The 26909-nt window shown below is 59.2% G+C and carries 27 protein-coding genes and 3 pseudogenes; 14 read left to right on the top strand and 16 right to left on the bottom strand.

What is annotated here, in order from left to right; genetic code table 11:
• Positions 1–55 precede the first annotated feature (55 nt).
• Both KIP88_RS41345 and KIP88_RS41340 read left to right on the top strand, forming a co-directional pair.
• Complete coding sequence (locus KIP88_RS41345; RefSeq protein ID WP_214493852.1) at positions 56–1507, top strand: IS1182 family transposase; 1452 nt, start codon at positions 56–58, stop codon at positions 1505–1507.
• 913 nt (positions 1508–2420) lie between these two features.
• Positions 2421–2609, top strand: a complete 189-nt coding sequence (locus KIP88_RS41340; RefSeq protein WP_214493851.1) for a hypothetical protein — start codon at positions 2421–2423, stop codon at positions 2607–2609.
• Between the two features lie 437 nt (positions 2610–3046).
• Here the strand turns inward: KIP88_RS41340 and KIP88_RS41335 are convergent, their stop codons facing one another.
• From KIP88_RS41335 to KIP88_RS47225, 5 genes and pseudogenes are all read right to left on the bottom strand, one after another.
• Positions 3047–3814: a Crp/Fnr family transcriptional regulator gene (locus KIP88_RS41335; protein ID WP_214493850.1), complete on the bottom strand. Its 768-nt coding sequence runs from the start codon at positions 3812–3814 to the stop codon at positions 3047–3049.
• A gap of 309 nt (positions 3815–4123) precedes the next feature.
• Positions 4124–4357, bottom strand: a complete 234-nt coding sequence (locus KIP88_RS41330) for a hypothetical protein (protein ID WP_214493849.1) — start codon at positions 4355–4357, stop codon at positions 4124–4126.
• 467 nt (positions 4358–4824) lie between these two features.
• Entirely contained in the window at positions 4825–5268 is a 444-nt protein-coding gene (locus KIP88_RS41325) for a GcrA family cell cycle regulator (protein WP_249791413.1), read from the bottom strand.
• Positions 5269–5497: 229 nt separating this feature from the next.
• Positions 5498–5938, bottom strand: coding sequence for a GcrA family cell cycle regulator (locus KIP88_RS41320; protein WP_214493847.1), 441 nt, complete (start codon positions 5936–5938; stop codon positions 5498–5500).
• Positions 5939–6880: 942 nt separating this feature from the next.
• A pseudogene (locus KIP88_RS47225) lies at positions 6881–7222 on the bottom strand (IS701 family transposase); the annotation flags it as partial.
• A gap of 292 nt (positions 7223–7514) precedes the next feature.
• On the opposite strand from KIP88_RS47225, the gene KIP88_RS41315 reads away from it, so the two are divergent.
• The gene (locus KIP88_RS41315; protein WP_249791412.1) at positions 7515–8162 is read left to right on the top strand and encodes a hypothetical protein; all 648 of its coding nucleotides are present in this window, start codon (positions 7515–7517) and stop codon (positions 8160–8162) included.
• A gap of 945 nt (positions 8163–9107) precedes the next feature.
• Here KIP88_RS41315 and istB read toward each other — a convergent pair.
• From istB to KIP88_RS41300, 3 genes and pseudogenes are all read right to left on the bottom strand, one after another.
• Positions 9108–9971: an IS21-like element helper ATPase IstB gene (gene istB / locus KIP88_RS41310; RefSeq protein ID WP_214493846.1), complete on the bottom strand. Its 864-nt coding sequence runs from the start codon at positions 9969–9971 to the stop codon at positions 9108–9110.
• Positions 9901–11470: pseudogene (gene istA, locus KIP88_RS41305) on the bottom strand (IS21 family transposase). The gene istB and the pseudogene istA overlap by 71 nt, the downstream one beginning before the upstream one ends.
• A 92-nt stretch (positions 11471–11562) precedes the next feature.
• Complete coding sequence (locus KIP88_RS41300) at positions 11563–12123, bottom strand: hypothetical protein (RefSeq protein ID WP_214493845.1); 561 nt, start codon at positions 12121–12123, stop codon at positions 11563–11565.
• 372 nt (positions 12124–12495) lie between these two features.
• On the opposite strand from KIP88_RS41300, the gene KIP88_RS41295 reads away from it, so the two are divergent.
• The 4 genes from KIP88_RS41295 to KIP88_RS41280 all read left to right on the top strand — a co-directional run bounded on the left by KIP88_RS41295 (position 12496) and on the right by KIP88_RS41280 (position 15345).
• On the top strand, positions 12496–13821 hold the full coding sequence (locus tag KIP88_RS41295) for a phospholipase effector Tle1 domain-containing protein (protein ID WP_308163760.1): 1326 nt from the start codon (positions 12496–12498) through the stop codon (positions 13819–13821).
• A complete protein-coding gene (locus KIP88_RS41290) occupies positions 13818–14249 on the top strand; it encodes a hypothetical protein (RefSeq protein WP_214493844.1) in 432 nt (143 codons plus the stop codon). Before KIP88_RS41295 ends, KIP88_RS41290 begins: the two co-directional genes overlap by 4 nt.
• A gap of 725 nt (positions 14250–14974) precedes the next feature.
• Positions 14975–15187 carry a DUF3072 domain-containing protein gene (locus tag KIP88_RS41285; protein WP_214493843.1) on the top strand — a complete coding sequence of 71 codons (213 nt, stop codon included), beginning with the start codon at positions 14975–14977 and terminating at the stop codon, positions 15185–15187.
• Complete coding sequence (locus KIP88_RS41280; RefSeq protein WP_214493842.1) at positions 15187–15345, top strand: DUF3072 domain-containing protein; 159 nt, start codon at positions 15187–15189, stop codon at positions 15343–15345. The genes KIP88_RS41285 and KIP88_RS41280 overlap by 1 nt, the downstream gene beginning before the upstream one ends.
• A gap of 2 nt (positions 15346–15347) precedes the next feature.
• Here the strand turns inward: KIP88_RS41280 and KIP88_RS41275 are convergent, their stop codons facing one another.
• Entirely contained in the window at positions 15348–15551 is a 204-nt protein-coding gene (locus KIP88_RS41275) for a hypothetical protein (RefSeq protein ID WP_214493841.1), read from the bottom strand.
• 690 nt (positions 15552–16241) lie between these two features.
• On the opposite strand from KIP88_RS41275, the gene KIP88_RS41270 reads away from it, so the two are divergent.
• Positions 16242–16847, top strand: coding sequence for a hypothetical protein (locus tag KIP88_RS41270; protein WP_214493840.1), 606 nt, complete (start codon positions 16242–16244; stop codon positions 16845–16847).
• Positions 16848–16883: 36 nt separating this feature from the next.
• On the opposite strand, the gene KIP88_RS41265 is transcribed toward KIP88_RS41270, so the two are convergent.
• Positions 16884–17114, bottom strand: coding sequence for a hypothetical protein (locus KIP88_RS41265; RefSeq protein ID WP_214493839.1), 231 nt, complete (start codon positions 17112–17114; stop codon positions 16884–16886).
• A gap of 1177 nt (positions 17115–18291) precedes the next feature.
• Between KIP88_RS41265 and KIP88_RS41260 the strand changes: the two genes are divergently transcribed.
• Positions 18292–18510 (top strand): hypothetical protein, encoded by a 219-nt coding sequence (locus tag KIP88_RS41260; RefSeq protein WP_214493838.1) that lies wholly within the window; start codon positions 18292–18294, stop codon positions 18508–18510.
• Positions 18511–18536: 26 nt separating this feature from the next.
• On the top strand, positions 18537–18968 hold the full coding sequence (locus tag KIP88_RS47220; RefSeq protein WP_249791411.1) for a tripartite tricarboxylate transporter substrate-binding protein: 432 nt from the start codon (positions 18537–18539) through the stop codon (positions 18966–18968).
• Between the two features lie 688 nt (positions 18969–19656).
• On the opposite strand, the gene KIP88_RS41250 is transcribed toward KIP88_RS47220, so the two are convergent.
• From KIP88_RS41250 to traA, 5 genes and pseudogenes are all read right to left on the bottom strand, one after another.
• Positions 19657–19923, bottom strand: a complete 267-nt coding sequence (locus tag KIP88_RS41250) for a helix-turn-helix domain-containing protein (protein ID WP_214493837.1) — start codon at positions 19921–19923, stop codon at positions 19657–19659.
• A 226-nt stretch (positions 19924–20149) separates the two neighbouring features.
• The gene (locus KIP88_RS41245; RefSeq protein WP_214493836.1) at positions 20150–20458 is read right to left on the bottom strand and encodes a HigA family addiction module antitoxin; all 309 of its coding nucleotides are present in this window, start codon (positions 20456–20458) and stop codon (positions 20150–20152) included.
• 13 nt (positions 20459–20471) lie between these two features.
• Positions 20472–20768, bottom strand: a complete 297-nt coding sequence (locus KIP88_RS41240; RefSeq protein WP_214493835.1) for a type II toxin-antitoxin system RelE/ParE family toxin — start codon at positions 20766–20768, stop codon at positions 20472–20474.
• Positions 20769–21035: 267 nt separating this feature from the next.
• Entirely contained in the window at positions 21036–21248 is a 213-nt protein-coding gene (locus KIP88_RS41235) for an AlpA family transcriptional regulator (RefSeq protein ID WP_214493834.1), read from the bottom strand.
• Positions 21249–21377: 129 nt separating this feature from the next.
• A pseudogene (gene traA, locus KIP88_RS41230) lies at positions 21378–24333 on the bottom strand (Ti-type conjugative transfer relaxase TraA).
• Between the two features lie 171 nt (positions 24334–24504).
• On the opposite strand from traA, the gene KIP88_RS41225 reads away from it, so the two are divergent.
• The 3 genes from KIP88_RS41225 to KIP88_RS41215 all read left to right on the top strand — a co-directional run bounded on the left by KIP88_RS41225 (position 24505) and on the right by KIP88_RS41215 (position 25855).
• Entirely contained in the window at positions 24505–24831 is a 327-nt protein-coding gene (locus KIP88_RS41225) for a conjugal transfer protein TraD (RefSeq protein ID WP_214493833.1), read from the top strand.
• Position 24832: 1 nt separating this feature from the next.
• Positions 24833–25102, top strand: coding sequence for a conjugal transfer protein TraD (locus KIP88_RS41220; RefSeq protein WP_214493832.1), 270 nt, complete (start codon positions 24833–24835; stop codon positions 25100–25102).
• A 222-nt stretch (positions 25103–25324) separates the two neighbouring features.
• Positions 25325–25855 (top strand): hypothetical protein, encoded by a 531-nt coding sequence (locus KIP88_RS41215; RefSeq protein ID WP_214493831.1) that lies wholly within the window; start codon positions 25325–25327, stop codon positions 25853–25855.
• Positions 25856–26142: 287 nt separating this feature from the next.
• On the opposite strand, the gene KIP88_RS41210 is transcribed toward KIP88_RS41215, so the two are convergent.
• Positions 26143–26328: a hypothetical protein gene (locus tag KIP88_RS41210; RefSeq protein WP_214493830.1), complete on the bottom strand. Its 186-nt coding sequence runs from the start codon at positions 26326–26328 to the stop codon at positions 26143–26145.
• 307 nt (positions 26329–26635) lie between these two features.
• On the opposite strand from KIP88_RS41210, the gene KIP88_RS41205 reads away from it, so the two are divergent.
• A complete protein-coding gene (locus tag KIP88_RS41205; protein ID WP_214493829.1) occupies positions 26636–26851 on the top strand; it encodes a hypothetical protein in 216 nt (71 codons plus the stop codon).
• Positions 26852–26909: the final 58 nt, after the last annotated feature.

The raw sequence follows: 26909 nt of genomic DNA, 5'->3' as shown, positions 1-26909 counted from the left end.
TGCTCTTGATGTGATTCGCGCGATATGATTCCCGCACGATTTGCGGGGGGCTTGGATGAAGCGCTTCATTGAGGGTGCGGATCGTGGGCAGAGCACGCTGTTTCCTGAATGCGTGGAAGACTGGATCGGCGAGGACAATCCAGTTCGCGTCATCGACGTCCTCGTCGACGGCCTCGATCTGGCCGAGCTTGGGTTCGGCGGGGTCGATCCCGAGGCAACCGGCCGACCGTCGTACCATCCCTCGATTCTCCTCAAGCTGTACATCTACGGCTATCTGAACCAGGTGCAGTCGAGCCGGCGGCTCGAACGAGAAGCCGGACGCAATGTCGAGCTCATGTGGCTGCTGGGTCGGCTCGCTCCAGATCACAAGACGATCGCGGACTTCCGCAAAGACAACGGCCTGGCGCTGCGCAAGGTGTGTGTTCGCTTCGTCGAACTCTGCCGCGAGATGGGACTCCTTGCGACGGCGAGCGTCGCCATCGATGGCAGCAAGTTCAAAGCCGTGAACAACCGGGACAAGAACTTCACACGGGCAAAGGTGGAACGGCGGCGTGCCCAGCTTGAGGAGAGCGTCGCGCGCTATCTGAGCCAACTTGACACGGCCGACAGGCAGGAGCCGACGGAGGCGCTAGCCGCGAAGGTGACAAGACTTACCGAGAAGCTCACAAAACTGAAGGAGGAGATGGGCAAGCTTGCCGTCTACGAGAGGCAGATGCTTGCGTCACCTGACCAGCAAATCTCGCTGACCGATCCCGACGGCCGTTCGATGGCGACGAGCGGCCGCGGTTCCGGCGTCGTCGGCTACAACGTGCAGGTCGCCGTGGATACCAAGCACCACCTGATTGTGACGCATGAGGTAACGAACAGCGGTTCAGATCGGGCTCAATTGGCCAATGTGGCCAAGCAGGCGAAGGCTGTTCTACAGACCGAGACGCTCGAGGCTGTTGCCGATCGCGGCTACTTCAGCAGCGCAGAGATCCTCGCCTGCTACGAGGCCGGCATCACAGTAACTCTGCCCAAGCCGCAGACGTCTGGCGCCAAATCGGATGGGCGCTTCGGCAAGCAGGACTTTGTCTATTTGCCGGAGGAGGACGCCTATCGCTGTCCGGCTGGAGAGCAACTGCCATATCGCTTCACAAGCGAAGAAGATGGCAAGCGGATAAGGCGTTACTGGACCAACGCCTGTCAAAATTGTTCGTTCAAGTCCCAGTGCACGACAGGGCCAGAGCGGCGGATTCCACGATGGGAGCATGAGCACCTGCTCGATGCCGTGCAGCAGCGCCTTGATGCGAACCCGCTCGCCATGCGCCAGCGTCGCGAGACGGTCGAGCATCCGTTCGGCACGATGAAGGCCCGCATGGGAGCGACACACTTCCTCACCAAAACACTTCCAAAAGTAGCCGCCGAGATGGCTCTCTCGGTCTTGGCCTATAATCTGACACGGGTCATGAACATCGTCCGGACCAAGCCGCTGATCGCAGCGATCGCGGCCTGGCGCGGTTCCTAGCTTCTCATCGCCTTCCCTCGGACAGGCGTTTTTACACGGCCAAGACCCAAAGCGGACTTGGTCATTCCAGAGATTTCTGCGGAAAAACTACCTTTGATACCTTCTGGAGCAAGTATAACCTATCCGCGATTGAGCGGGGCGGACATGCGGCGACGGATATTTATTGCCGGTGTTGCTGGTGCGGTGGCATGGCCGCTCGTCGCTCCCGGCCAAACACCAGATCGCATCTACCGCCGTGGGCTTCTTGCGAACTCATCGCCTCTGAAGACCTTACCCGCCAGACAACGTTGCCGGAGCTTGCAAGGCTTGGCTTCGTCGAAGGTCCCAATCTCGTCTTCGACGCGCGGACCGGCGAACCGGATTTGCTGCCCTCTCTGATGCGGGAACTGCTCACCGGTCAACCGGACGTAATCGTCGCCGTCGGTCCCTTTGCATTAAGACACGCCGGCGCGGTTACACGCACTGTGCCCAAGTCGATTTCGGCTCCGACCCGATTGAACTTGGTCTCGCGGCGAGTTACGCCGGGCCGGGAGGCAATGTTACTGGCGTCGTGCTCGCCGCCGACGAGCTTGGGGGCAAGCAGCTCTCCATGCTGCTAGCGCTGCCGTGTATGCCGTAGCCTTCTGCAGAGAGCCGTCGTAGCGGCTCAATCGCTTTCGCCACGCTGCCCTAAGTACACTTGTGTACATAAAGAAAAAGCCGGAGGCGCGACTAGCGCTCTCCGGCAGACGGTTTAGCATCCGACACGACCGATGCCGGCTGATTTCCCGGATCCCAATGGGAATTCACGTCCTGAAGGCAGCAACGGACTGGAACAATGTTCAGGCGATCTGATTGGAAACTGTTAAGGCTGAGCTGGGATAGACAAGGATGTATTCCTGGTGAAGCGGCTTTATCAGGGAAGGAGCATCAAATGGTTGACGCACGAAAATCATCAAAAGCGGGGGAACGGGCCTCTGAAGGCTTGCGAGAGGCGACTGCTAAGGAAGAAGCGAAAAACGAGAGCAAGACGGGGCACGATCTAGCTAAGGGCGCTGATCGCTTCGAAGAACGGTCAAAAAGCTCCGATGGAAAAAGCGCCGCAGAAAAACAAAAAGGGTGAATGCATACAGCAGACCCGGGGCGGCGTTTGCTTAGCAAAAGGCCTCCGAAATGACGCCCGGAGGCCCTTACATTCACGAGGGGTACATCCGCCCTCGCTAACTACTCCTTGCCTACTCTCGCAAGCCGCTCAGCCTTCAGACGCTCGCTCTTGGGCGTTGAACAGACCTAAACCAACTGCGCCGGAAGGTCGCCTTTTGACCCACAACGGAAGTCGCAGCGCTCCGAATATGTGACGCTGCCGCAAGTCATTGAAGGGTCCGGCATGGGCCCCGGTAGTGGGCGCAAATCTCTGAAGGGACGGCGTCCCCGTGGCCCCCTCGATCGCTGCGCGTTTCGAAGTCCGGCGGGCTCCCCTAGCGTCACCGGTTATCAGCGACCTCGCGACAGTCGCGGCACACGAGGCCGACGCGCCCAGTCCGGCAAACCAAATCCACTTTACTTGAAACGATCATCCGTGAGATCTGCGGATGACGCAAAATGCAGGCGCGGCGTCACGGCTTCATCCGGGACGATCCGATCGGTTTCACGGCGCATGATGCGGTAGCATTCGCAGGTAGCTTCCTCGAGCCGCGCCCTGTCAATTTCGATCAAGCCTCGCCGATCGGATCTGATAGCACCAACGGCACGGAGTTTGGCAACCATCTGTGTCACGGTCGTTCGTCGCACTCCAAGTAACTGCGAAAGCGTCTCCTGCGTGACTGACATTATGGGGCCCTCAGTTCGATCGTGCAGCTCAAGCAGCCAGCGGGCTAGGCGAGCCTCGACCGGGTGCAGCCCATTACAGGCTGCGACGTGCTGGAGCTGCGATAGAATCCACGCCGTGTGCGCCTGAACCACGTCTCTGATGGCGCTGCTCCCCATGTAGGCAGCATGGAACCGCGATACGGAAATCTGTGACGCGGTGCCGCCTACCCGCACGACCGCGGTCACGGAAGATCGGGAGGGTCCCAGGACCGATAGAGCGCCAAGGGCTCCCTCACGCCCGATCACCGCGGTTGCAATCGTTGCCCCGTTCGGCATGTCGAGCATGAAGGAAATGGCCCCGCTGTGGGGAAAGTAGACCTGCTCGCGTCGATCTCCCGATCGCACGACCACGGCATCCTGTTCAAGCGAGACCTTCTGGAGATGAGGGCTGAGCAACGCGACGTCCGCCGGCGGCAACGCAGCTAGGAGACGATTATTGCCTGTGGCAGGACGCCCCATCACGTGAGACTTCTTCTCTCAGCGGAAGGCGCAGCTCTCCTGCAATGCCTTTGGCGGCTGCGTCTTCTGCCCTGCGCCGATACCAACTGGACCCTCATTGTGCTGGCTTTAAAACCGCCTTCTTGAACGCAATATTCACCCACTACCGCAACCCGCCGGGCCGGTAAAGGTCGCCAATGGCGGTCATCTTTCGGGGGCTGTCCGGGAGCTGTCCGGAGCGTTGTCATTCCGCGCAGCGCTTTTCGCTAACGTCAATGTCTCGTCCTCGAAGCGAAAAGTCAGACGATTGCGCTATCATCAAGTACCCTGTCAAAAACCATAGCTCGGCTTCCAGTCGGGGTGCGCGAAGCTGATAAGCTGGTTCGTGATGGCGTCGCCAATGACCAAAGCCTGCTCACCGTTTGAGGCAATCAGAATGGACATGTGCCCGGGCGTGTGGCCGCGGCTCTCAACCGTTCTAATTCCCGACACGAATTCGGCGCCGGGCTTGATCCGCGTCGTTCGGTGGGTGATCAGTTTGAAGGCCTGCGTGCCAGGGATCATGCCGCGCCAGCGTTCCGGAAGGAGCCGTGGCTGGACGGCAGGGCAATATGCCATGTGGGAGCGCGGCGAGCGGCAGCCGAGGCAATAGCCGTTGTTGCAAAAGCGATGGTCGGTCGCAAATCCCTCGACAGCGCCGCAACGGCGGGCGTAACATCAGCCTGCCGGGCGTCGCCTGACAGCGCTCGGCGTCCTCATGGAAGGCCTCGCTGCGGGCCGCCCCCGTGGCGGGGCTTTCTTGTCGGTAGAGCTGAGCGCATCTTGCGCCAGCAGCCTTGCATATTATTAACTTCAATCCCCTTGGTGCACCTCGTCCCATCGTGCGGAGAGCTTGCCTATCGGTCCTCGCGCCCAAATCCTCCGCGCGACGGCCGCGGTGATCTGACCAATATCGCGCGTGCAATCGGCGAGCAGGAGGACGTGGCGCTGGTCCGGGGATAGCGACATGCGGTTGAGGATAACACCGATCGTTACGAGGCGCTGCCCTGGCTATGCGCGATCCGCAAATGATGCGCGCAATAGGGCAACGCCGGCACCTTGCCGGCGCCGCAAAACTCGGTCGCCACCTCGTGCACTTCACCGAGCGGCCAGCGGCAGCGGGTCTCGTCGAGCTCGACCAGCGCGCAGGGCCGCATGTCCGGCAGCGGCACGGTGCCAGCGAGCGGCGGCGGCGCCGGCTTTTGCGGCATGATCGATGTTACCGTTGTTCTGGCACGACCCGGCCGCGTCTGCACCGGCTTCACCTCGAAATGCTTTTCTACGCCGTCTGGCAACAAATCATCGTGGCGCAGCCGCATTGCCTTTGCGCATATCGACGAGCGCGAGCGGTTCAACCATCTCGAGATTTGCGTCGCCGATGCTGTCGGCCAAAGGCTGACTAGCAAGAAAGTTTCCTCGGTGGTCCAGGGGATCATACGGGAGCCTCGCTCACTCGCCCTGTAAATTGGGCGAGTACTCGCCACAGGATCGCGCGCCCCGACGAGATACCCGCGCCTGGCCCTAGGGCGCGGAGGCGACTTGAACCAACGCACGTTTCTCGCCGGAGACGCGCATATTATGAAAATTGAAACGAAGCTCGGAAAGCTAGCAATCTGGATGTGCCCATTTTGGCAGTAGTGGATGGCGGCTGCCGAAATCAGAGCATCAATATCGCGTAGCATGTCCCGCATCGCTGCCCTGATCATGCGCCATTCGCATATGGTGCCGGCAATAGCGATGACCCGGTGCCGGAGCGCCGCCGCAAAACTCGGTCGCAACTTCGTTGACGTCGCCGAGCGGCCAGTGACAGCGCGCCTCATCGAGCTCGAGCAGCGAGCACGGCCGCATTGCAAGGCTGTCATTGGCTGGTGGCGGTGGTGGCGGCAGCATGATCCAGATTCGCAGTGGTCGGGCGCGCCGCCGTCGCTTGCGCGGATTGGGATTTTTGGCGTTCTTACCTTCCAACAAGCCTTCCTCGAGCAACCGCTTGGCCTTTCCGCATATGGCGGCGCGCGGGCGATGCAGGCGATATGCGATTTGTGCCGCCGTGCTCGTCGGCCACAGGGTGACAAGTTCGCGGATTTCCTCGGCGGTCCAGCGGGACATGACGGGCCTCGTCGGTCAGGGTACCCAGCGCCAGGTGCCATGACTGCCGATTCGTGCGGCACTATTTTGGCGATTGCATCTTTTCCGCGCCGGCGGCGCGTCTCAAGCGTTCAATTGAACCGTGTCACTTTGCGAGTTCGGTTGCCGCGGGCTTCGACGCCAACACATCCAATCCCCGAAATGCAATTGGCCCAGAAGTACAGGCTAGCATAGGTGCGCCAGTGGGGTCTTCGCCAGCAATGCGATATTAGCCTATCGCATATTCAAGCTGGATGTGATCACCAAAAGACAAACCTCGATGAGGCGTGGCCCTTAGGAACCGACGCGGGCACTGACGCGGCACTTGCAATCTCTGCAGCATCATCTGCACGAAGGGCGTTGGAAATCCGTGATCAGCAGCGCCAGATGTGGGATAGATTCTCGTGCGGTTGGCCGAGCATCATTTCGCTGCATCGGCTTCCCCAAGCAGCCTCTTGATACCGGCGAACAGCTCCGCCATGTATCGGGGACGAGCTATGGCTTCGGCAGGCGGGACCCGGTCGGATTCGGCGCGTCCCCGCGGTGCCCCAAAGTGGGAAGGGGTCGAGTGGTTAAGGCATCCATTCGAGAAACGCAGGCATCACACCCAATCCCGCGTCATATTTTTCAGTGAGGTAGCAAAATGGTAGCAATCCGTTTGCTAGCCGCTCGCTATGCAGCCTCCATACTTTAGCAAAATGCCGATTCCGAAATTTTTAATAAATTCGGACCAGCCTCCCCGTTGGCGGCAGGAGGTGTACCATGCGTAACCATGACTTCGTGTCCGACGGATTCCTCGCGCTAATCGTGACCGCCCTTGTGCTGTTGTGCTCAAGTTGGCTCGTTCTCGCGTTCGGCTAGTGTGGGCGGCGGTTCCAGATGACTAGCTAGCACTACTTTGGCAGATTTATTTGCTATAGCTTTTCACGTATCCGTCTTCTGCAGTATGGGCATCGTTGAGATGGCGGTCGAAGGATGAGATCGACGATGGCTTGGCGCACCGTCCGGCAAGCTTAGTTGAGGCGGAGATCCGTTGATTCTTTTCTTCCGCCCCGCTTGTGCGAGGCGACGATGTTGCAAGAAGGCGTAGGCGATCATTGTCATGAGAGCGTGACGATGAAGACCTTGCCAGGATCGCTCTTCAAGTGATCGAGCCCGAGTTTCTCTTCAGCTGCTGATGGGCCTGTTCGCAAATCTATCGTGCCTTGATGGTGGCAGCTACGTGCGCAGATGTGTCGCGGCGGGCAGGTTGGCGAGATAGTACTGCTATTCCCACGCGCGCCAGTGCCCTTCCGGTCCGGACAACAGTAGTCGTCATCGGCGCCGCCGTCGCCACGTGCAACACGCGTCAGCGTCCCTGACAATTTTCGTCCATCACCAGACTTTTTCAACACTATCTGCCAGTTCCGGAGTTGGTCATTGGATACTAAATCGGATCGCAAGCTCGCGTATGTTCGATCGGGCGGGTTTTTTGAAGCGTCCGGCGGTCGATTGCTGCATGGGATGTTGAAATTAACCACTTGTTAACCCTGCGGTCGCCTAATGTGAATGACTGGGGATGTCGGCTCCCTGCAACAACGCAACCGAAGTTGATGTTTTTTTGGCCGATCCAACCTTTCGTTGGCGGTTCGCGTTACGGCTGTCCTACGCGGAGCAAAAAATGTTCGGAAAGGACGACTTAGTGGACAATCTCAGCCGAGATCTGGATCGCGCGCGCGAAAGACGCGACGCACTTGCATCCGAAGTCATGACACTGACGGCTCAGATCGCTGAAATCGAAGCCCGCCTTTCTGAGGAAAAAACCCGGCGGGAGCGTGATCGGGTTTTAGGTGAAATCGAAGCGATAAAAAAGCGAATCAAACAAGCGACCGGAGCGTTTGCACCTGTCATCGGTAAGCTCTGCGAGGCCATCGAGATGGCTGCGACAGTCGTGCCCGAAGCTCGCGAGCTTAACAGCTTTCTATTATCGGTTGCGACCGAAGTCGATAGCGTAGTCGATCCCCTATTGCGCGAGATGGATCAACGTGCGGATGCGGTGCGAGCCGGCCACGTTACACTCGATCTCCCGTGTTCAGCCAACGGGACTCCGATCGAGCCGTCAAAAGATAATAGTGATCGGCTACTTCGTTTTCCCGTATGGCTGTCTCGCAACAAGGAGGTAGAAAAAAAAGAAACAACGGAGAACCCGCGCAGCACGGCAGCGTGAATTACTGGCGCGCTGTGCGACCAAAGAAGACCTGCGCCCGATCGAGCCAGCAAGGCGGCCTAATCTCGGTCGGCAATATTATTTCAGCTTCGCTTTCAGCCCCCAACTCGACAAGTCGGCAGGACTATACTTTGGGAATAGCCGATCAGTCGATTTGTCCAGTCGTCTGTCTCCAGCTACTGAGCTGAGGTGGCCTATGAGTTCGCCCGTTGGCTTGTAAATCTTTTGGCCTCGGAGGTCGTACAGCCTCTTGCCGGACAGGTCATAAATTTTGCTTGCCCGGATGTCAGCGACGTAATGTCCTTCGCTGTCGAATATTTTCCGTCCATCTTAAATTGTACCTTAAAAGCAAGCCGGGGGGTGTGACCCTGGCTCTAATGCGAGCCACGAAGGATGCACTCCAATAACAAAGGGCTGACGGCGTGCGTAGCACGCCACCACGAAACACGCTTGACCGCCGCGGCGATCGTGACGCTGCCGCCGCCCGCCAAGATGGCGTGGGCGACGTCATTCTGTCGATTGCCTTCGGAGGCAACGCAGGTTGGGCGTGCGCTTGTGATCTGACTGGATGATAGCCATTTCAACGCGGGAGCGCGCCTCTTCCATCTCCAATAGTCATCAGTTCGTGCCCCACCGGCGGGCTTTTGATCGCTTTTTGACAGCTACTAAACCAAGCTCTCGCGCTTTCGTTTTCACCGAACCAACGTAGCGTCCGAGAGATTTCGATATTTCTTCCGCACTATGCCGCTGCCCGCTCATGGAGATCAGGGCCTTAACCTCTAGTTCGGTCCATTCCCGGGGCTTAGACGACTTCATCGCGAGCCAGATGATTTGCGGAAAATCCAATGATGAGCCCCAATTTAGGTGAACAGGAGGCCAAGTGGGACCATGCACGATTTAGAGGTCATTCCCATAGCCGAACGCAGTGCTCTCGCGACCGGCTTGTCAATCGGCACTGGAATGGGACCCCTTATCAGCATCCAAAAGGGACCCCTTTGATCGGCGTGTTTTGCTGGTAGCGCTTGCGGCGTCGGAGCTGGTCGGGGTTGCGGAGACGGCGCGAGCGCGGGTTGTTTGATCGTCGTCGCGGCTTTTGAAACGCCAACTGTCGTTACCGGTCTCGACGATGTCACAGTGATGGGTCAAGCGGTCGAGCAGCGCGGTCGTCATCTTGGCATCGCCGAACACGCTCGGCCATTCGCCGAATGCCAGATTGGTGGTGACGATGACGGAGGTGCGCTCGTAGAGCCGGCTGATGAGGTGGAACAGGAGCTGACCGCCGGATTGTGCGAACGGCAGATAGCCCAGCTCGTCGAGAACGATGAAGTCCATGCGGGTCAAATGTTCGGCGAGCCGGCCTTGCCGACCGTTGCGGGTCTCTGTCTCGAGCCGGTTGACGAGGTCGACGACGTTGTAGAAGCGTCCTCTGGTGCCATCGCGGATGCAACTCCTCGCGATGGCGATGGCCAGATGGCTCTTGCCAGTTCCGGTCCCTCCGACCAGCACGACATTGTGTTGCTGGGCGATGAAGCCGCCACCAGCGAGATCATTGACGAGCGTTTGGTTGATCGGCGTGCCATCGAACTGGAAGTCTTCGATGTCCTTGGCGAGTGGAAGCTTGGCAATCGTGAGCTGGTACTTGATCGATCTCGCCTGCTTCTCGCTGATCTCGGCCGTGAGAAGATCGCCGACGATGCGCTGAGGTTCATGCTGGTGCTTGATGGCGGTCGCCATGATCTCATCGAAGGCGGCCTTCATTCCGTAGAGCTTGAGCTCCCCCATGAGATCGAAGATTTGGGTTCGTTCCATCAGTTGGTCCTCCGGAGGTTGTCGTAGCGGGCACAATCGGCGATCGGCGCATGGCGAAGCGTCAGGGCGGCCGGCGTCATGATGTTGGCTGGTGGCGCCGGCTCACGTTGCCGAGCCAGGATGTTGAGCACGACATCGGCGGAATGGACGCCGTGAGCGACCGCCTCGGCACAGGCGGCCTCAACTGCTGGCAGTCCGTCTGTCAGCACCGCATTGAGGATGTCGACCATCTGTCGATTGCCATCGTCGGCACCGGCGAGCTTGCGCCGTACACGCTCAATCGCCGCGGGCAATACCCAGTCCTTGAAGGGAGCGCCATTACGCAAGGCGCCGGGCTTGCGCACCAGCACCGGCACGTAGTGCCATTGGTCGTAAACCGTCTCGCCACGGCCAAATGATCGCGGATGTTCGGCAACGATCCGGCCGTCCTGGCGGATCACGATGCGGTCCGCATAAGCTTGGACCTCAATGGGCCGCCCGACCGCGCTTGCCGCCACCGAGTACTTGTTGTTGTCGAAGCGCACTAGACAGGTCTTGGAGACCGAGGCCGGGACGGCATGGAAGCCATCGAACCGACCTGCATAAGGCACGAGATTGGGTCGCTCGGCCTCAAAGACCTCCCAGACAGTCCGGTCGGCGAACTCTGGATGCCGATGCGCCTTGGCGTAGGCGATACATTTATCGAGCAACCAGGCGTTCAGTTCGTCCAACGTCTTGAAGCGCAGCCGCGGGGTGAAGAACCGTTCGCGGACCAGCCCGACCTGGTTCTCGACCTGCCCCTTCTCCCAGCCCGACGCTGGCGTGCAGGCAACCGGATCGACCAGATAATGGCTACACATCTGCAGGAAGCGGCGATTGTAGAGGCGGCCCTTGCCGACGAAGATCGTCTCCACCGCCGTCTTCATGTTGTCGTAGATGCCGCGCCGGCAGGTCCCCTTGAACAGTGCGAACGCCCGGTCGTGGGCGTCAAACACCATCTCCTGCGTCTCGCGCGGATAGGCCCGAACGAACAGCATCCGACTGTGGCAAAGCCGGACATGCGCCGCCTTCACGACCACCGTGGTCCCGCTCAGCAGGACCACTTCGTGGCTCCAGTCAAACTGGTAGGCTTCGCCGGGCGCAAAGCTCAACGGCACATAGGCTGAGGTTGTTGAGGTGCCACGCTCCCGGCTCCGCCGCCGCGCATAGCGACGAACCGCATCGTAGCCGCCGGCATAGCCCAGGCCGCGAAGCTCTTCGAACAATCGGATCAGCGTCAGCCGTTCGCGCGTCGCCTTGCGCTCATTCGCCGCCAGCAACCGGTCAAGCTCAGCACTCCACGGGCCCATCTTCGGAAGCGGCTGCGTCTCGCGCTCGTACCTGAACTCCGTCGCCTCGGAACGGATGACCTTGCGGACCACCTTGCGCGATACGCCAAGCTCCCGGCAGATCGCTTTGATGGGCTGACCATGAACAAAATAGGCGCGACGGATCTTCGCAATCGTCTCCACCACCAGCATCCCAACCTCGGCTTCCATGACTTGATGGAAGCCACTGTGGACCCTTGTCCCGGGGTCCCGATTGGATGCCGATCACCCCGAATACGGGGTCCTTATTCCATGCCGAAACACAGTCTGGCCTTGCGTTGTTGGCCTGACTTGATCTCAAACTCGGGTACATCAGGGATGTAGCCACGTCGCTTTGCAAACTTAAGAAGCTGCCTGATCGCTGTCCGTTCGTTTTTCAAGGTAACAATGGCTGGCTGTCTCGGTTGTGAGAGCCTCCAGTCCACGTAGTCGGCAAGCTTGGCTTCGGTGACCTTATCGATAGTCGTGTCGCTGAAGTACTGGAGAGCCCAAATCTCGACCCTCCTGACGTTGCCGTCTACGTACCTTGCTGACCGAATTGCTAGTTCGGCAACTGGCACCTTAGCCCATTCGGTGAATACCTTCCGGAACGTCGGTGAGTTGATCGGCTCACCCCTTCGGGCCTTTCCCTCCAACCTGTAGTAAAGGTCCTCGGCAAATCGCCTAGCCTCAAAGTCGTTCGTCGTCTTGGTTGACTTGACAACGAACCCGTCTGTCTCGGGAATTTTGAGCCGAACCGTCCACTTTGGGTTTTGACGGTCGGCTCTTTTGTAGAGCACGACCCGGCCGTCACCCCTGAGGTCCAAGAACTCTTTGTAATGGGAATGGGACCTGGGCAAGTGGCCCGACCGGACTGGTTCAAGTAAATCCGGAGTAAATTGAGAGGGATGAAAAGGACAGGGCCTGCCCAAATGTTTTCCTTATCCAACGGCTTGATAGGGTTCGGCAGACGGTCCCTCTACGAGCAGAAATGGTCTGACGCGGGCACAAACCCGGTCACAATCCGACGAATCAGTTACATTGCTTGCACAACCGATGGCTGTGAGGGCAACCAGTATGGGCACCCGGAATATCGTCATCTACTCGGACGGGACAGGCCAGCGTGGCGGAGTGCTGGTCGATGAAGATCGCAGCAATATTTACAAGCTATATCGAGCGACACGGTGCGGCCCTGACCTGTGCGTCAACCCAGCGGAACAGGCGCCTTCTACGATCCGGGTATAGGGACCCTGCCACCCGGTAGTGGGTGGCTCGCGTCGCTTTGGACTCGATTCTACAACTTGGTCAGCCAAGCCTTAGGACTTGGCCTCACAGGTAATATCATCGACTGTTACGCAGCCATCGTTCGTCTTTGGCGTCCAGGTGATCGGATATTCCTGTTTGGCTTCAGTCGTGGCGCCTACACCATACGGTGTCTAGCGGCGACGTTGTGCAAATGCGGAATTCCTACACAAATGAAGGACGGATCTCCACTCCTGCACGACGAAGCATCGTCGAAGAAAATCGCGAGGGAGGCGGTTCGCAAAGTCTACCAACACACCAGTTCTTGGGAAAAAGCGAAGGCATCCAAACGGCAACTTGAGCTGCTCGAACAACGCGAGGCCATCGCGAAGCGCTTCCGGGAACAGTACGGTTCGACGAATGGCGAGGAGCCGAATGTCTACCCGTACTTCGTCGGCGTCTTCGATACGGTGGCCTCCTTGTCGAACCCGATTGCGCTAGTCGGATTGATCGCCTTCGCGCCCGTCGTAACTGCATTATTGAGCCTACTGATCTGGTGGGGGCTCTCCTACTTCTTTGAAATTGCCACATCATGGTGGCTGTGGTTCGCGGCCTTAATTGTTGCTGTTGGCGTTATCGGCTACCTTGCAAACTTCCTCACGAGAATCCCAGTCGCGTTCGATCTGCCTGGCTACCCTTGGTATAAGACGCTGCACCTCACCGAGACGCGCATGATTTTTTACGATCGAACCCTCAACAAGAACGTCAATTTCGCGCGACACGCACTTTCAATCGATGAGGCGAGAGAATCATTTCAACGAGTGCAATGGGGTGAACCGGGGATCTGGAAGAGCTCCGAACCACAATGGTTTGAACAATTGTGGTTCCCGGGAAATCACTCGGATATCGGAGGCAGCTACAAAGAAAACGAGTCTCGTCTCTCAGATGTCTCGCTGAAATGGATACTCGACGCGGCCATCGCCGTGGGCTTAAAATATGATCCTTCCTTTCTACGCTTATACCCCGATCCCACGGGCCCGCAACACGATGAGACCCGCAGCAGCGTGTTCAAGTACGCAAAAAAAAGCATACGGCCGTTGAGAAACGATTATCCGCTCCACCCCTCAGTCCTAGAGCGACTGCAGGCCGGTAAAGTGTTGAATTATGATCGATACGAAGACTATCGCCCGGAAAATCTACGCGACCATAACGAGGCTAAGAACTTCTATCCGCAGAAAGTTGAGCCCTGGGGCACGGCGTCTACGCCGAAACAGGGAGGATGATTCACTGCTCCGAGCTTCGCCGATACGAAGGCCAGTGTTGCCCGGACGAGGTGAACATCGCCTACAATGCCGAACTAAAGAGTACCGCTGAGCTCCAGGCGGCGGGCCTCAACGTCATTCCGTGTGAGAAGGGAGCTGACAGCGTCAATCACGGCATCAAGCACGTTCAGTCGCTTCCGATCAGCTACAAGCGCTCCCTCGGCAAACCTGGGCACGAGTACGAAAACTATGCATGGAAGATCATGAAAGACGGCGAGACGGTCGGGGTTGAGGACCCGAAGAAGGCCAACCACGCCATGTCAGCAGCCCAGTATGGGCTTACCCGGCTCGCAGCGGAGGGTACGACCAACGACCCGAACCAGAAGGAGCGGGCCGCGATGGAGGTGACGGTTACGCGTCGCCGTCTGTCCGGAAATCAGTCGCGCTAGTGCCGATCTCCTTTGGACCCACCGGGTCAAGGCCGACCGTAGCAGCCGGACTCGTGGCAGCCACTGCTTCCTTCATGGAATCAGCCACCGGTGCCATCATCATCTTCCAAGGGAGCATGAGAACATCAGCCCAGAACACGAAAGCCTGCATAGGCCAGAATGCTGGATGCATGTGAATCCTCCTCTTTTCACTGAAATGCACAACAGGCCGACGTGTTCCATTTAAATCCGATCGTGCGCGGCCATGGAATCGTAGTGACTGTTACGCGCCGGAATCAGCAGAAGAATGGGGCGCGATAAATGCGGAACGTCTATCGAACTTGCCCATCAGCGTTTGGCGAAAGTTCAGCTTCCGCTTCACATCTAATATGCCTCCCTGCGCTGCTTGCGGTCACCCAGGCACCGCCCATTATTCAGGTCCGCAACGGGGAGAAAGGCAAATGCACCGTCCGAAAGAACGGCCGCCGCGGCGTGTGCTCCCGCTACGTTCCGCAAACGGACGAAAGACGACCCGCCAATCACCTCGTGGGACGCATCCTGCGCCGCCCTAAAGGACGGTAATGGATGCGGGAAAAGGAGCCCGCTCCGCTCGCCCCTCAACCGCCTCACGAACACCAAAGTCGATATTGGAACGGCATAGCCGTCCAATATGCCGCCGGCGTGACGTGAGCCGCTGGAACATCTAGCGAACAGATGCATTACTAGCCTCAATAAGGAGCGTCACTATGAGTAATCCGAAAACTGAACCGACCGACAACGCCAAAAAAGACCCTGACGAATGGCTCTCGGGCGATGACCCCATGACCGGCGCCCAGGCTTCCTATTTGAAAACCCTGTGCGAGCAGGCGGGCACGCCTGAGGCGTTCAATGACAGCCTCACGAAAGCAGAAGCCTCGAAGCTTATCGACGAAATGCGTGGCAAGGCGGGAGTGGGATAATGCCGGAAGAACCGATGATGACTGAGGCGCAGCGGGACGAGCTTAAGACGCTCTGTCTAAAAGCGGACGTGCCTGATAAGTCGGGCGAACTTCTAACGCAGGAAGGCGCGCAGCACTTTATCGATGATCTGAAGAAGCAATTGGCCGAACGAAAATAAGATCAGTTTGCGGAAGGTGCGGCAGGCGACAGCGGGGTCGACGCATGAGGGGATGAACCCACCGTCTTTGGCACGTCGGCAGTCTGCTCGCCGCGCCACGAAACTAGCATGAACAAAGCAGCAATAATTGCGACCACCACAAAGCCGCCAAGTATTAGTCCACCGAATAGGGTGTCTTGGCGATTTGGGTTTTTAAAAATGCGCATTCGTTCTCCCTCTCTCTGAGAACAGGACCGGACCGCAAAGGTTCCTGCAGCGCGCTAGAATGAAGGTGGAAGCCCTTTGGGGTGATGAGTTCTTAGCGCTCACGCGCGTGTGTGAATGCCGACCGCTCACGTATCATCGACACCTCTTACCAACGGCAAGCAAGGGCGAAGAGCAGGGGCGATCGGCCTGCACTCATGCACGAATATATTATTGGAAGCTCCGGCTCCGGCAAATCTACGCACATGCTGTCCGAGGCGGACGGCGCTTTTGCATTTATCGACAAGCACGGCCCAGGCAGCGCGGCAGCTCGCGGACAGCCGCCCGTGTATCTATTGGCGTCCGGCCGACCTTTCGCATTCCGTAGGCTTTAACCCGCTCGAGAACGTCCCGCCGGATGAACGCTGGAAAGTAACCGCCGACATCGTCTCGGTTTTTGCGGATATTTGGAAACTTGGGCCGGAAACCCCACGGCTGCTCTATTACCTCAGGGCCTCAGTCCGGCTTTTGCTCGACAATCCGAACACCACGCTTCTGGACATAAGGCGAGTGCTTGCAGATGACAAATACAGGGCGCGGCTGCTGCGTAAATGCACGGACAAAGAGACGCGTCAGACATGGACTGAGTTGATGCCAAGGACGCCAGGCAGCAAACGCAGGAGATTGGCTCGCTGCAGAACAAGGTCGCGGCATTGGCCGATCCCTTAGCACTCCGATATATTCTGGGCCAGCCGACGAGCACCATAGACTTCGAGAAAGTCATTGAGCGCGGCACTATCCTGATTGTCGACCTGTCCGAAACCTGGGGGACGAGCCGGCGGCGATCCTTGGCGCTATCATCATCAACGCATTCAAGCAGGCTTGCGGATGCCGTGGGAGATCCGCAGCGGCCGTACCGCCTCTACATCGACGAGTTCCAAAACTTTGGCACGTCGATCATAAGCACTATTCTGTCTGAGAAGGCCCTTGCATGGCCTGTTGTTGTGTTGATCGTAGCCTGGTTATTCCGCGCCCCGTTCAGGGACATGTTTAAGCGATCCTCGGGTTTCAACTTTGAGCTTGCAGGGGTGAAGCTGGGCCTCACAATGAAGGAGGTGCATGACGTTGCGGAGGCGTTACCCCCTGAGTTTACGGACGAGACTGGGGAAAAAATCAAACCCAAGCCGCCTTACAGCAATCTACCGATCGATGTGCAAATGACAGGCCGCTATGCGATGGGGGCGAACGAGCTGCATATAATGCGAGCGCTCGAGAAGGCGGTTCAGTACCTTGAAAAAAATCACGGGCTAAAAATCTAAGCCGCTCTAATCGCGAAATGCATCTTGTGCGGCTGGTTACTCCGGTCTGACAAGCCTCATGACCTGCCGCTCAAGACGATCCCGATGAGCCACGTATTCCTCTTGTACCTCTTCGAGATCCTCGAGAAAGAGAATGGCGTCGAGAGGGTCTTGCCCGCGGCGCTCTAATCGCTCGACAATCTTGCGTTGGTCGACCAGGAATTCCTCTCCCTGATCAACGTACTCGCGCGCTCTGTCTAGCAACTCTAACGTCTGAACTAAACTCATGCCCTGCTCCGGCGGCGGTTGTGAATGGAACTCTGCATATATAGGCGTTCTTATGAGTCGAAATGAGGAGGGCAAAAAAGGCGAAGAAGCCGCGCGCGAAATCCGTCAAAAAATCCGGAGCAAAAGAAAGCGTGTGACCAAGACCATGTACCGTCTGCAAAAAGAACTGGGCTGCTACTAAATTTTCCGCAGTCACGAACGACCATTAGATTAAGATTTTGCAAGGTTGTTGCTCGATAAAGTCCCGCGCTTATATCGGCGTCAGGGCCGGTGAAGTTCCTCCGAGTGCAAGTACCGGCTCCGGCGTCGCGTTCCGAGTAGAGCCCCCACTCGGACGCGGCGTTCGGCTGTTTGTTGGCCGCCGAGGCAAATCAGCGTATGGTCTGCCTATGACCGAGCAGCACCGACAATGCAAATGCGGCGCGTGTACCGCCGCACGGAGTCTATGGCTCCGTCTCGCGAAGTGAACAGCTTCGAGTGTGCGGTATGCGGCGACATGATGGAAAGTTGGAACACTGCCTGGGTTCCGACGTATAAGCTGCTCGTCGGACCAGTCAGAGCACACGTTCGATAGCGTTGTCGGCACCTTCAGGCACTTTTCAACGACAATTCGGTGCACTTCGCCGAAGAGCTCTTGTAGCGCTTCAGTCGCCACCGTGCATTCGGGAAGGCGTACGGTTTCTCCGGACGATAGCGGAACGTGTAGTCTTCGTGACGTGCGGAGAGTGTTCTAATGACGCGCGCGTAATACCTTCAATTGGCAGGCGAGGTAATTAGACACCGACACTGCCTCCGAATGGCGAGCCCGGGGTGAGCGGCAAGACTTCCCATCGCGAGCCAGAACTCCAAGTGCGCTCTTTGTTTGTTCTCAATGGCTGTAGAGACGATTGGCGAGGCTTGGCAACTGGGGTGCGCATCACCGCACGTTGTGCGTTCGGAAACAGCGACGGCATGCGTTCCATACGCTCGTGCATCTACCAGTACGACCTCGACTTGCGCACCTTGATCTGGACGCGCGGAGCTTCGTTTCCTCTCTCCACTCTGGCGACTAGACTCAAGTGCCCGAGCTGCAGATCGCGGCGCGTGGCGCTGGTCTTTCACATGCCTGAGTCATTTCGCCGCTTCGCGGGTCAGCCTCGCACCGGCATAAAATCTGCGCCCACCCAGGAGCTTCATCATGGACATGCGCACATACGTTCCGGAAGTCATGCAGCTTGGAAACGTGAAGGTCTACTACTGGAAAAACGAAGAGGACCGTGACTACAGCATCGAGGTGTTCAGGGTGAACGACGACGGCTTGGAAGTCAGCGAGCTCACACCCGGTGACTTGCTCAACGCAGCGATGCTTATGCGGCGCGTCGAAGCAGCTATTTTCTCCGGTCCATTCGTGAAGTGAGGGGCTTCGTGGTTGGGAGGGAACTGATGACACGTGGAGACCTCGGTCTGATCGCATCCCAGGGAGCACTAACTTACGGCTTCCAGCGCGAATGGCTGGCGGCATTGCTCGATATAGCCATCGCGGTCGGACACGAGGAAATTCGCGGGCGTCTTGAGCGCTCGCTCGGTCCGTTCGTTGCGGAGAGCGCCATGCGTGTCGATGACTGCCGTGAGCATGTAGACATGGAGTGTCACATGCCGTTCTCGTATTGGCGGGCGCAACTGGGCACCAACATGCTGCGTCCCATCCTGCAAATGGGGCGCGAACGGATGCCCGTGCTCAAGGATACGCAGACCGCGATCGAAGCGGGCTTCCCCGATTTCGAGACGCTGGCCTGGTGGGGCGTTTTCGCGCCCAAGGACACGCCGCCCGACATCATCGCCAGCATGTCTTCGCGGCTCACGTCGCGCAGCTGAATCTCACTCTTTCGAAATTCGATCTCTGCCGCGCATACGGCTTCGTCGACATCCATATACTGAGATCGCAGCCGACTGTCGGCGCCGCCGCTCAGGACCTGTCGCTTCAACCCGTGCTTTAGCTCGAAGGGTGAACGGACACCGCAAGAATCTGTGGCGATAACTGTGGCGGCACTTTCTTGGCTTTGGCGGCACCATCCATAAGTCTCATCTCATTGGTGGGCCCGGCAGCGGCCATAAGAAACGGCTTTTCTTGAGAGATTTCGTAGTCTTATTGAGATGTTGATTCATTGAGTACCAATAAAAAATACCAACAAATTTGCCAGGAGAAAAACATCGGTCCGCCGCTACGCGTGGCCTCTGAGGTCGTCCACCGCGTCACATCGAACTTCGAAGGTAGCTCGATCGCAATTAGTCGTGAAAAAATTGGGGATGAGCGGTCCGGACCGCCTCTACGTTGATCTTGAAGTTCGCGTCAGCCAGCCAGCCAGCCATCCACCGCTGACTATCCGCAAGCATGCAAATGCAATTCTGGCGATGCTGCATTCGCCGACTGGACGGTGGGACGGATAGCCGATTGCTACGGCGGCTTGATCGAGATCGGCTTCGTAATTCGCAACGGCGCCGCAACTGCTCTCAGAATCAGCGGAATGCTACTTCAAGAGCCTGGAAGATCAATCTTGCATTTCTAGCGAGGTTCGTGATCGATCCGGCCCTCATCCAATTCGCTCAGGCGCCTGAGCCGTGCCAGAAACGCGGCAAGGTCGGCGGCGTAAAACAACGTCTTCTTGCCGAACTTGACACGTTTGAGATCACCTCGTTTGACCGCTGCGTACAGCGCCGTGCGGCCGATACTAAGCAAGTCGAGTGTCTCGTCGACCGCGTACGCTACTTTCGTAAGACCGAAGGCCCAAGGGTCGATCGGATCGACTCCGGTGTTCTTGTCGTTGTCCATACTCGACTCCGCGTTGTTCGTCGAAGCGCGGTCATGTGATTTGCGATGATGGGCCATGGTGCGCAATATGCCATGCGTTCCGGAGCAACTGAACGGCCCAAGTCTGCGCTGTGCTACGCTGTGGTGCGGCGGCAAAAAGGCCTGATTCCTCTTCGTTCTACAGTGGGCGGTAAATGCTTGCGAACCGGCTGCATTTGCGTATGTCGCTCCCTGCTCATCACGTCACTCATGCTGCGCGCTTCAACGGACGTGCGCGCTCGACTCGCTTACGCTCCTTGGGCGTGTTCATCACCTCCCAAAGATCGTGGCGCCGCTGCACGTTGAGCCAGAAGTCAGGGCTGTTGCCGAAGACGCGGGCCAGGATCAAGGCCGTCGCGGCGGTCACGTTCCTGCGGTCGCCGCACAACTCGTTGACGTGCTTGCGCTGAACGCCCATCGCCTCGGCGAGCGCGCCCTGCGTCAGGCCCATCGGCTCCATGAACTCTTCGGTCAAAATCTCTCCGACCGTCGCCGGCTTGCGCTTGGTGGTCAGCATGGTTGCCTCGCTCTCATCGGTAACTGTGATCGTCCAGATAAATCCCGTCCGCTTCGCCGCGCTCGCCATCCCAGCGGAAAATCAGCCGCCATTGCTGATTGACACGGATCGAATGAAACCCCGCCAGATTGCCGCGCAGCTTCTCGAAATGATTGCTGGGCGGCACGCGCAAGTCCTGATCGGTCGTCGCATCGTCGATCATTTGAAGCTTGCGGAACAGCCGGGCTTCAAGATCGGGCGGGATGTTGCGGGAATGGGTATCGTCCACGAAGAAAGCCCGTAACCAGCCATCCCGAAAGCCAACGATCATTCCGTCACTCCGGTTGAGAGTATTTGTACCACCCTATAACTCATTTTTCAAGGATGATCTCCGTCCTTCGGCGCGGCCGCTGCTTCGCCCTCCGGAATGGGAGCGCGACCGCTCACAATCCGCCCTTGTGTGCTTGGAGAGCCCAACCCGGGGCGGCGTCAGGCCGTCAAGGCCGAAGCCGCGAAGCGGGGGCGCGACAGCGCCAGCCTTTACGGCCTGAGGCCGGCCCGGTTCAATGCTGTTAGCAGCAAGCGAGCACAGACCTCGTTACTCCGCATCTGACTCGCGCTTCGGACGCCATCCAACCGGATCAGCGACCCATCGGTTGATGTCGGATTCCTTCCATCCCGCGCCGTTGACGCTGATCCTGATCTGGGGCGGGAACGTGCCTTCGGCGATCTTGCGGTAGATGGTCGAGCGGGACAGCCCGGTTCGGGCGAGGACGGTCCTCAAACGGATGATACGGTCTGGTTCCCGCACGGCTGGCCTGCCTCCTGCCGATTGTTTCTGACGGCTGCTGGGACCAGACAGGACAGGCATTCAGGGGCATGCAAGAGGGTTCGGCGCGGCAAAGCGCTGTGGCGTAGAGGCGGCGGCAAATCGGCGGGTTCAGAGCCCGATGCTGCGGCCTCTGCCCAGCTCTATACCGTGTGTGAAGGCAAGTTCGTCGCCCAGGCGGCGGCCTGAGCCGAAACTGCCACCGATGCCGAGTTCGCGCTTACGGTTGGCGAGCAGAGATTCAAGCTGCGGATCGCGTTGCAGGCTTTTGGCCATGTCGCCCATCGCGGCCCGCGTGGATCTGTAGCCGGACATGTCGCCCGCCTGATACTGACGCTTGCTGGCCTGATCGAGTTTCTGCCAACGCTCCACGAACCGGTCGGCGCGGCGGCTCGGATCGGTCCGCAGCTCGGTTTCGAGCTGAAGCGCTCGGATGGCACGGTTGACCTGGCCGCCAGCCGCCTCACGGACCAGTTCCGGGTTCTTCTTGTAGGCGGCTTCGGCATCGTGCGAGCCATAGGGCCGCACCCCCTCGAAGACCTTGCGGGCCTCCTGCAATTCCTTCACTTGCTCCCGGCTGGCCTTCCCGTCCCGCTCCTGCGCATCGAAGATCGCATCCACGGCCCGGGCATGACGTTTCAGGGCATCGGTGCGGGCCTTGCGGAGCGGTGCTTCCAGGTCATCAGCCACCTTCTGTTCCGGCGCTTCCCGTTCCGGCCTCCGTGCGTCGTCCAGGCCAGGCACGGTGTCAGCAGCCGGCCGCAGCCCATCGAACATGCCCCGCACCTTCTCCGGCACTACCTTGCGCACGATCTCGGCGACGCGCTCGCGGAAGGTAATCCCGCGCCGCTCGGCATAGTTCTGTGCGGGATCGGCGCGTTCGTAGTCCGACGCCATGTCCTTGGACCGGCCGCGCGACAGGGTGCGAGTGAGCCGGTCCTGATTGGCAAAATCGTCGCGGCCATAATGCAGGTGCACGCCGTCACGATGGCGCGACAGGGCGACATAGCTGCCATGGGAATCCATGCCCGGCGTCGCCAGAACATGGGTGCGGTCCACCGTCATGCCCTGCGCCTTGTGGATGGTGGCGGCATAGCCGTGGTCGATCTTGTTGTAAGTCCTTCAGGTCGAACGAGATACTCCGCCGGTCATCGGTGCGCACCGTCATGGATTGCGCGCTGACCTGTTCGAGGTTCCCGAGCGTGCCATTCTTGACGCCAAGCCCGCGTTCGTTCTGCAGGAACATTACGCGATCCCCGCTAGCAAAACTGCGCGCGCCGCGGTCGACCGTGACGCGCACGTCCTCGCCGAGATCGCTCGCCGCCCGCATCCGTCCGCGCGCTGCCTCATTGAGGGCACGCACCTCGTCGTTCGTATGAGTGAGGATGATGCGGCTGCGGTCTGGCGCGGCCCGCCGGTCGTAGTCCCAGCGGTCAATCAGATCGTCGCGCGCCTGCTCGCGTGACGCCGCTGCATGTACCATGTTGTGGCTGTCATAGGCATGGATCGCAGCGCCGGCCCTGCCGGTCGCCAGATCGCGCGTGGCATCGCGCTGCCAGTCCTCGCGCTGGCGGCGCACCTCGCCGATTTCGACGCCGCCATGACGCTCATGGATGGAGCGGAAGGCCGCACCGGCCTCGATGGATTGCAACTGCCTGGGATCGCCGACCAGCACGACCTTCGCGCCAACTTCCGCGGCATGGGACAGCACGCGCTCCAACTGGCGCGTGCCGACCATGCCCGCCTCGTCGATCACCAAAACGTCGCGGGCGGTCAGCAGGTCGCGGCCCTGTCCCCAGCCATGCTCCAGGCCGGCGATGGTGCGGGACGCAATGCCCGATCCGCCTTCGAGATTTTCCGCCGCGATGCCGGAAAGTGCTACACCCTTGACCTCGTAGCCCGCCGCTTCCCAGGCCTCTCTTGCCACACCCAGCATCGCGCTCTTGCCCGTTCCGGCATAGCCGACCACGACGACCAAGTCGCGCCCATCCGTGACATGCGCCAGCGCGTCGGCCTGCTCGCCGGACAGGACAAGGCCGCACTGTTCGGCATGTGCCAAAGCGGCCTGGCGGTGCCTGTCATTCACCTCATGGCGTTCCCGCTCGGCCATCAATTCCGTCGCGCGGTGCAGGCGCCGTTCCGCCTCGATCATCTGCCGGGTGGTGAAGCGATTATCGCCGCGCGCGTCCATGCCGAGTTCGACCAGATCGGGCGCATTGTGCATCGCGTCCATGACTTCGTTGAACTGGTCGATCCCGTCGCTGTGCCGGTGCGCAAACTTCGCCATGTCGCGCCGCGTGAAGGTCGATTGCTGCTGCGTGATCGCATCCAGTGCAAGGGAAGGATTTGCGATGATCCGCGCGCCATTGCCGCGGGCGATCTCGCGGTGAATCTCCGCGCGATCCGCCTCGATCCCTTCACCATCGATACGCTGCGCGGGCGCACCGATCTGGTTTTGCGGCTCCAGCGCGATGCCCTGCGCCTCAAGGCTGCGATGATCGATGCGCGCGTCGATATCGAGTTCCGCCAGACGCTCATTGGCAAGTTCGGCCCAACGCTGGCGCCAGCGCTCTACCATCTCCGTGCGGTTCCAGTCCCGCACCTTTGGGCTAAAACCGTTCTCGTCGACCGCGCGCATGGTCAGCATGACGTGGGCATGGGGCTTGGACAGACCATCTTCGCCGATATCCCTGTGCACGTTGAGATCGGCGATCATGCCCCTATCCACAAACTCCGACTGCACGAAGTCGCGGGCGAGTTCGATACCCTGTGCTTGTGTCAGTTCGCGCGGAAGGGCGAATTCCACCTCGCGGGCAAGCTGGGCGTCCTTGCGGATTTCGAACGCCTCGACGTTATTCCACAACCGCTCGCGGTCGCTCCATGTCTCGGGCGCGTGATCCGGCAGCATCACCTCGGAGTGGACAACGCCGCGCTTTTTGGAAAAGTCATGGCTGCGATCAAGCCGCTCGTCGCGCAGCCGAGAGCCCGACCGGTAGGCGGCCGACGCCACCGCGCTGCTCCCGGCCTTGCGGCCAATGACTTTGACGTGAAGATGATAGATCGCCACCGCGATCAGATCAGTGGCACGGCAGAGCGCATGTCGGAACGACGTATAAGCGCGCCCTCCCTCGAAAAATTCTCGGGCGGGACTACACCGTCTCAAGCCGTCCCGGCGACGTTAAAGCATTATGCCCAGGGCTCAACTATCATCGCTCCATCAACATTGCTGGAGGACGTGATGCGCAAGCCGCGGGATTTCGACGGGGAACTGAAAGCGCTTCAGGACAAGGCGCGTGACCTCAAGAGCCGCAAGGTGCAGCAGCTCGGCGAATTGGTCATCGCCACCGGGGCAGATAGCCTCAGCGTCGATGAACTGGCAGGCGCGCTGATCGTGCTGACTGAGACCAAAGATGCTGGAAAGAGGGAGGCTTGGGCCAGGCGCGGAGCTGCGTTCTTTCAGAGCCGGGCGCGGCGAACTGCACCGGCAGCTGAGCGCCAAACTGGCGGCGCTAGGGCGCAACCTGGCGGCGCGCAACCGTCAACAGGCAGCAAGGGCGCGGCATGATATGCGCGCATGGCAAGTTGAGCGCCGCAAGCGCACGCGGCACCTGATCGAATTGGGCGGCCTCGTCGTCAAGGCTCGTGTGGTGGACCTGACCGGCGATGATCGCGCCATCATCCTCGGCGCGCTGCTCTGGATGGCAGACAAGCTCAAAAGCAATCAAGGCGAACAGGCCCGAGCGCTCTGGGCCGCAAAGGGAAAGGAGGCATTCGCTGTGGAACGGGCGACAGATGCGCCCACCCTCTCGCAGGAAACGCCACAGGATCGGGCATGACCGATGGCGGACGGCGCGGAGACCTCAAATATCGCAGCGCTGCCCGCCATCGCGCGGCTTGGCACCTGTGAATCGGCGCGGGGTCCCGACGCCGATCGGCACGTTAAGCTATTGAGCCAATTTGCGGTGGAGGGGTCACTCTCGGGCGCTTATTCACACTCTACGCCATAAGCGACATCATGGTCGCATACCCCGCATGGGCGGACTCTGGCTTGCGATGAGGTGTTCGATGGCATTGACATTGCAGCCGCCCAGCGCCAGCCGAAACTGAACCGTGATGTTGTTCCCCAGAGGTACGGCGTTGCCACGCTGATCCACCGCGAACTAAACGCAGCATTTGCGGAAAAGCCAGATGTGGCGCCACCGAAGCAATCGGCCATACAGCGGCGATTGGAGTTGGCGGCGGCGAAGGTGAGGCTTGTCGAACAAAACATCGAGCTCGGCCTCAAGCTTGCAGCGCTGCGGGACACCATGCCGAGCAACAAGAAGTTTGGCGCGGCCGTCCGCAAACAATTCGATCTCCATGATTCCCTGTACGTGGCCGAGGTCATGCGCGTGGCAAGGCGATACGGCGACAGGCCCGAGATTTACCGCGCAGTCGGCTGGCGCACCTTGGTGGAGTTGGCGTCGACTACGACACCAGAGGCACTGCGGGAGAAGCTCGAGGCTCGCATCCTGGCCGGCGAGCGCGTCAACGGCGCCGAGATAATCCGCGCGCGTTCGCACAGCGCGGACTGCTTTAAGGAGGGATAACCACAGCCAGTCCTAGAACAAACGCGAATCTAAGTTTATTGTCAGGGGATGAGCAACTACGGCGAGTTGAGCGTTTATTTCGCCTGCCCGCACTGCCATAGGGTCTACACGGCGAAACAGGAACGCAAGCTAGGCAGAGCCCACGGCTGCTTCCGTTGCGGTGCCTGCCGCACACCGGTGCACGAATGGACCGGCTATTATGATTTCACCGATTGGAGGCCGACGCGCTTGAAGACAAAGAGCGCCTGATACTCATCAGCCCTTTTGGTAGACCCGATCCGGTGCTTTCATTCAGGGCTGCGCTTCGCCTTGGAGCCGGATCGCCGTTTATTCTCGGCGCTGGACTTGAACGAAACACCCAATCGAACTGAGACTTTGCGAATAAGCTCCAGTGTGCGCTCCATGATGCGCGCCGCTTCCTCCAGCGACTTCTTCGCTTTGGCAAGTTCGATTACGCGACGATAAAAGACCAAGACCTTGGCATTCGTAAAGCGCTCCTGCGACCGCAAAGCCGCCAGGCGGAGGTCCGCTGACGACTTTGCCGTGAGACCGGCTCAAAACACTGCCCGGCGCTCTATCGATAAGGCGCGATATCAATATGGCAACTGTTGCATATTAAGCTAACCCCTCAACCTTACCGAGGTGATCCGTATCGGTCGATTGATGCATTGACCGTCTTCGACATCCGATGGAACAAGCCGGCTCGGTCAAAGTTCGACGTTTAAGCCTGGGCCGTGCCCACCGCTTAAGTTTTGGGCATGCGAATAGGAGCGAAGATCGATGCCGCTCTATCATTTCAAGCTTGTCGACACCCGCATCGTGGGCGATCACGGTATCCACGATCTTGCCGACGAGACCACTGCTCAAATTGAAGCGATTAAACTTGCGCGATCGTTGCGCGCAGCGCGGCCGGAACTTGTGGGAATGAACTGCTCGATTTCAGTCACGAATGAAGATGGCGCCGGCATCTGCATCATTCCGCTCGAGATCACCTGATATGAACGAGGCCGCCAACTGATGGGGTGGATGGCCCCCTGACGGCATCGATGTGCCA

This window comes from Bradyrhizobium sp. SRL28 (assembly GCF_018596315.1).
Taxonomy (GTDB): Bacteria; Pseudomonadota; Alphaproteobacteria; order Rhizobiales; family Xanthobacteraceae; genus Bradyrhizobium.
Note: the sequence above shows the minus strand (reverse complement) of the source record. Positions and strands in the feature narration are given on the sequence as shown.

Excerpts from the sequence above, each read along its gene's own strand:
- KIP88_RS41275 (WP_214493841.1), bottom strand. The coding sequence starts at position 15,551 with ATGCGCATTTTTAAAAACCCAAATCGCCAAGACACCCTATTCGGTGGA.
- KIP88_RS41220 (WP_214493832.1), top strand. The coding sequence starts at position 24,833 with ATGCGCGCATGGCAAGTTGAGCGCCGCAAGCGCACGCGGCACCTGATC.
- KIP88_RS41245 (WP_214493836.1), bottom strand. The coding sequence starts at position 20,458 with ATGCTGACCACCAAGCGCAAGCCGGCGACGGTCGGAGAGATTTTGACC.
- KIP88_RS41345 (WP_214493852.1), top strand. The coding sequence starts at position 56 with ATGAAGCGCTTCATTGAGGGTGCGGATCGTGGGCAGAGCACGCTGTTT.
- KIP88_RS41265 (WP_214493839.1), bottom strand. The coding sequence starts at position 17,114 with ATGAGTTTAGTTCAGACGTTAGAGTTGCTAGACAGAGCGCGCGAGTAC.
- KIP88_RS41260 (WP_214493838.1), top strand. The coding sequence starts at position 18,292 with ATGGACATGCGCACATACGTTCCGGAAGTCATGCAGCTTGGAAACGTG.
- KIP88_RS41320 (WP_214493847.1), bottom strand. The coding sequence starts at position 5,938 with ATGTCCCGCTGGACCGCCGAGGAAATCCGCGAACTTGTCACCCTGTGG.
- KIP88_RS41205 (WP_214493829.1), top strand. The coding sequence starts at position 26,636 with ATGCCGCTCTATCATTTCAAGCTTGTCGACACCCGCATCGTGGGCGAT.
- KIP88_RS41280 (WP_214493842.1), top strand. The coding sequence starts at position 15,187 with ATGCCGGAAGAACCGATGATGACTGAGGCGCAGCGGGACGAGCTTAAG.
- KIP88_RS41285 (WP_214493843.1), top strand. The coding sequence starts at position 14,975 with ATGAGTAATCCGAAAACTGAACCGACCGACAACGCCAAAAAAGACCCT.
- KIP88_RS41335 (WP_214493850.1), bottom strand. The coding sequence starts at position 3,814 with ATGGGGCGTCCTGCCACAGGCAATAATCGTCTCCTAGCTGCGTTGCCG.
- KIP88_RS41340 (WP_214493851.1), top strand. The coding sequence starts at position 2,421 with ATGGTTGACGCACGAAAATCATCAAAAGCGGGGGAACGGGCCTCTGAA.
- KIP88_RS41325 (WP_249791413.1), bottom strand. The coding sequence starts at position 5,268 with ATGATCCCCTGGACCACCGAGGAAACTTTCTTGCTAGTCAGCCTTTGG.
- KIP88_RS41225 (WP_214493833.1), top strand. The coding sequence starts at position 24,505 with ATGCGCAAGCCGCGGGATTTCGACGGGGAACTGAAAGCGCTTCAGGAC.
- KIP88_RS41290 (WP_214493844.1), top strand. The coding sequence starts at position 13,818 with ATGATTCACTGCTCCGAGCTTCGCCGATACGAAGGCCAGTGTTGCCCG.
- KIP88_RS41240 (WP_214493835.1), bottom strand. The coding sequence starts at position 20,768 with ATGATCGTTGGCTTTCGGGATGGCTGGTTACGGGCTTTCTTCGTGGAC.
- KIP88_RS41330 (WP_214493849.1), bottom strand. The coding sequence starts at position 4,357 with ATGATCCCTGGCACGCAGGCCTTCAAACTGATCACCCACCGAACGACG.
- KIP88_RS47220 (WP_249791411.1), top strand. The coding sequence starts at position 18,537 with ATGACACGTGGAGACCTCGGTCTGATCGCATCCCAGGGAGCACTAACT.
- KIP88_RS41315 (WP_249791412.1), top strand. The coding sequence starts at position 7,515 with ATGTCGGCTCCCTGCAACAACGCAACCGAAGTTGATGTTTTTTTGGCC.
- istB (WP_214493846.1), bottom strand. The coding sequence starts at position 9,971 with ATGGAACGAACCCAAATCTTCGATCTCATGGGGGAGCTCAAGCTCTAC.
- KIP88_RS41250 (WP_214493837.1), bottom strand. The coding sequence starts at position 19,923 with ATGGACAACGACAAGAACACCGGAGTCGATCCGATCGACCCTTGGGCC.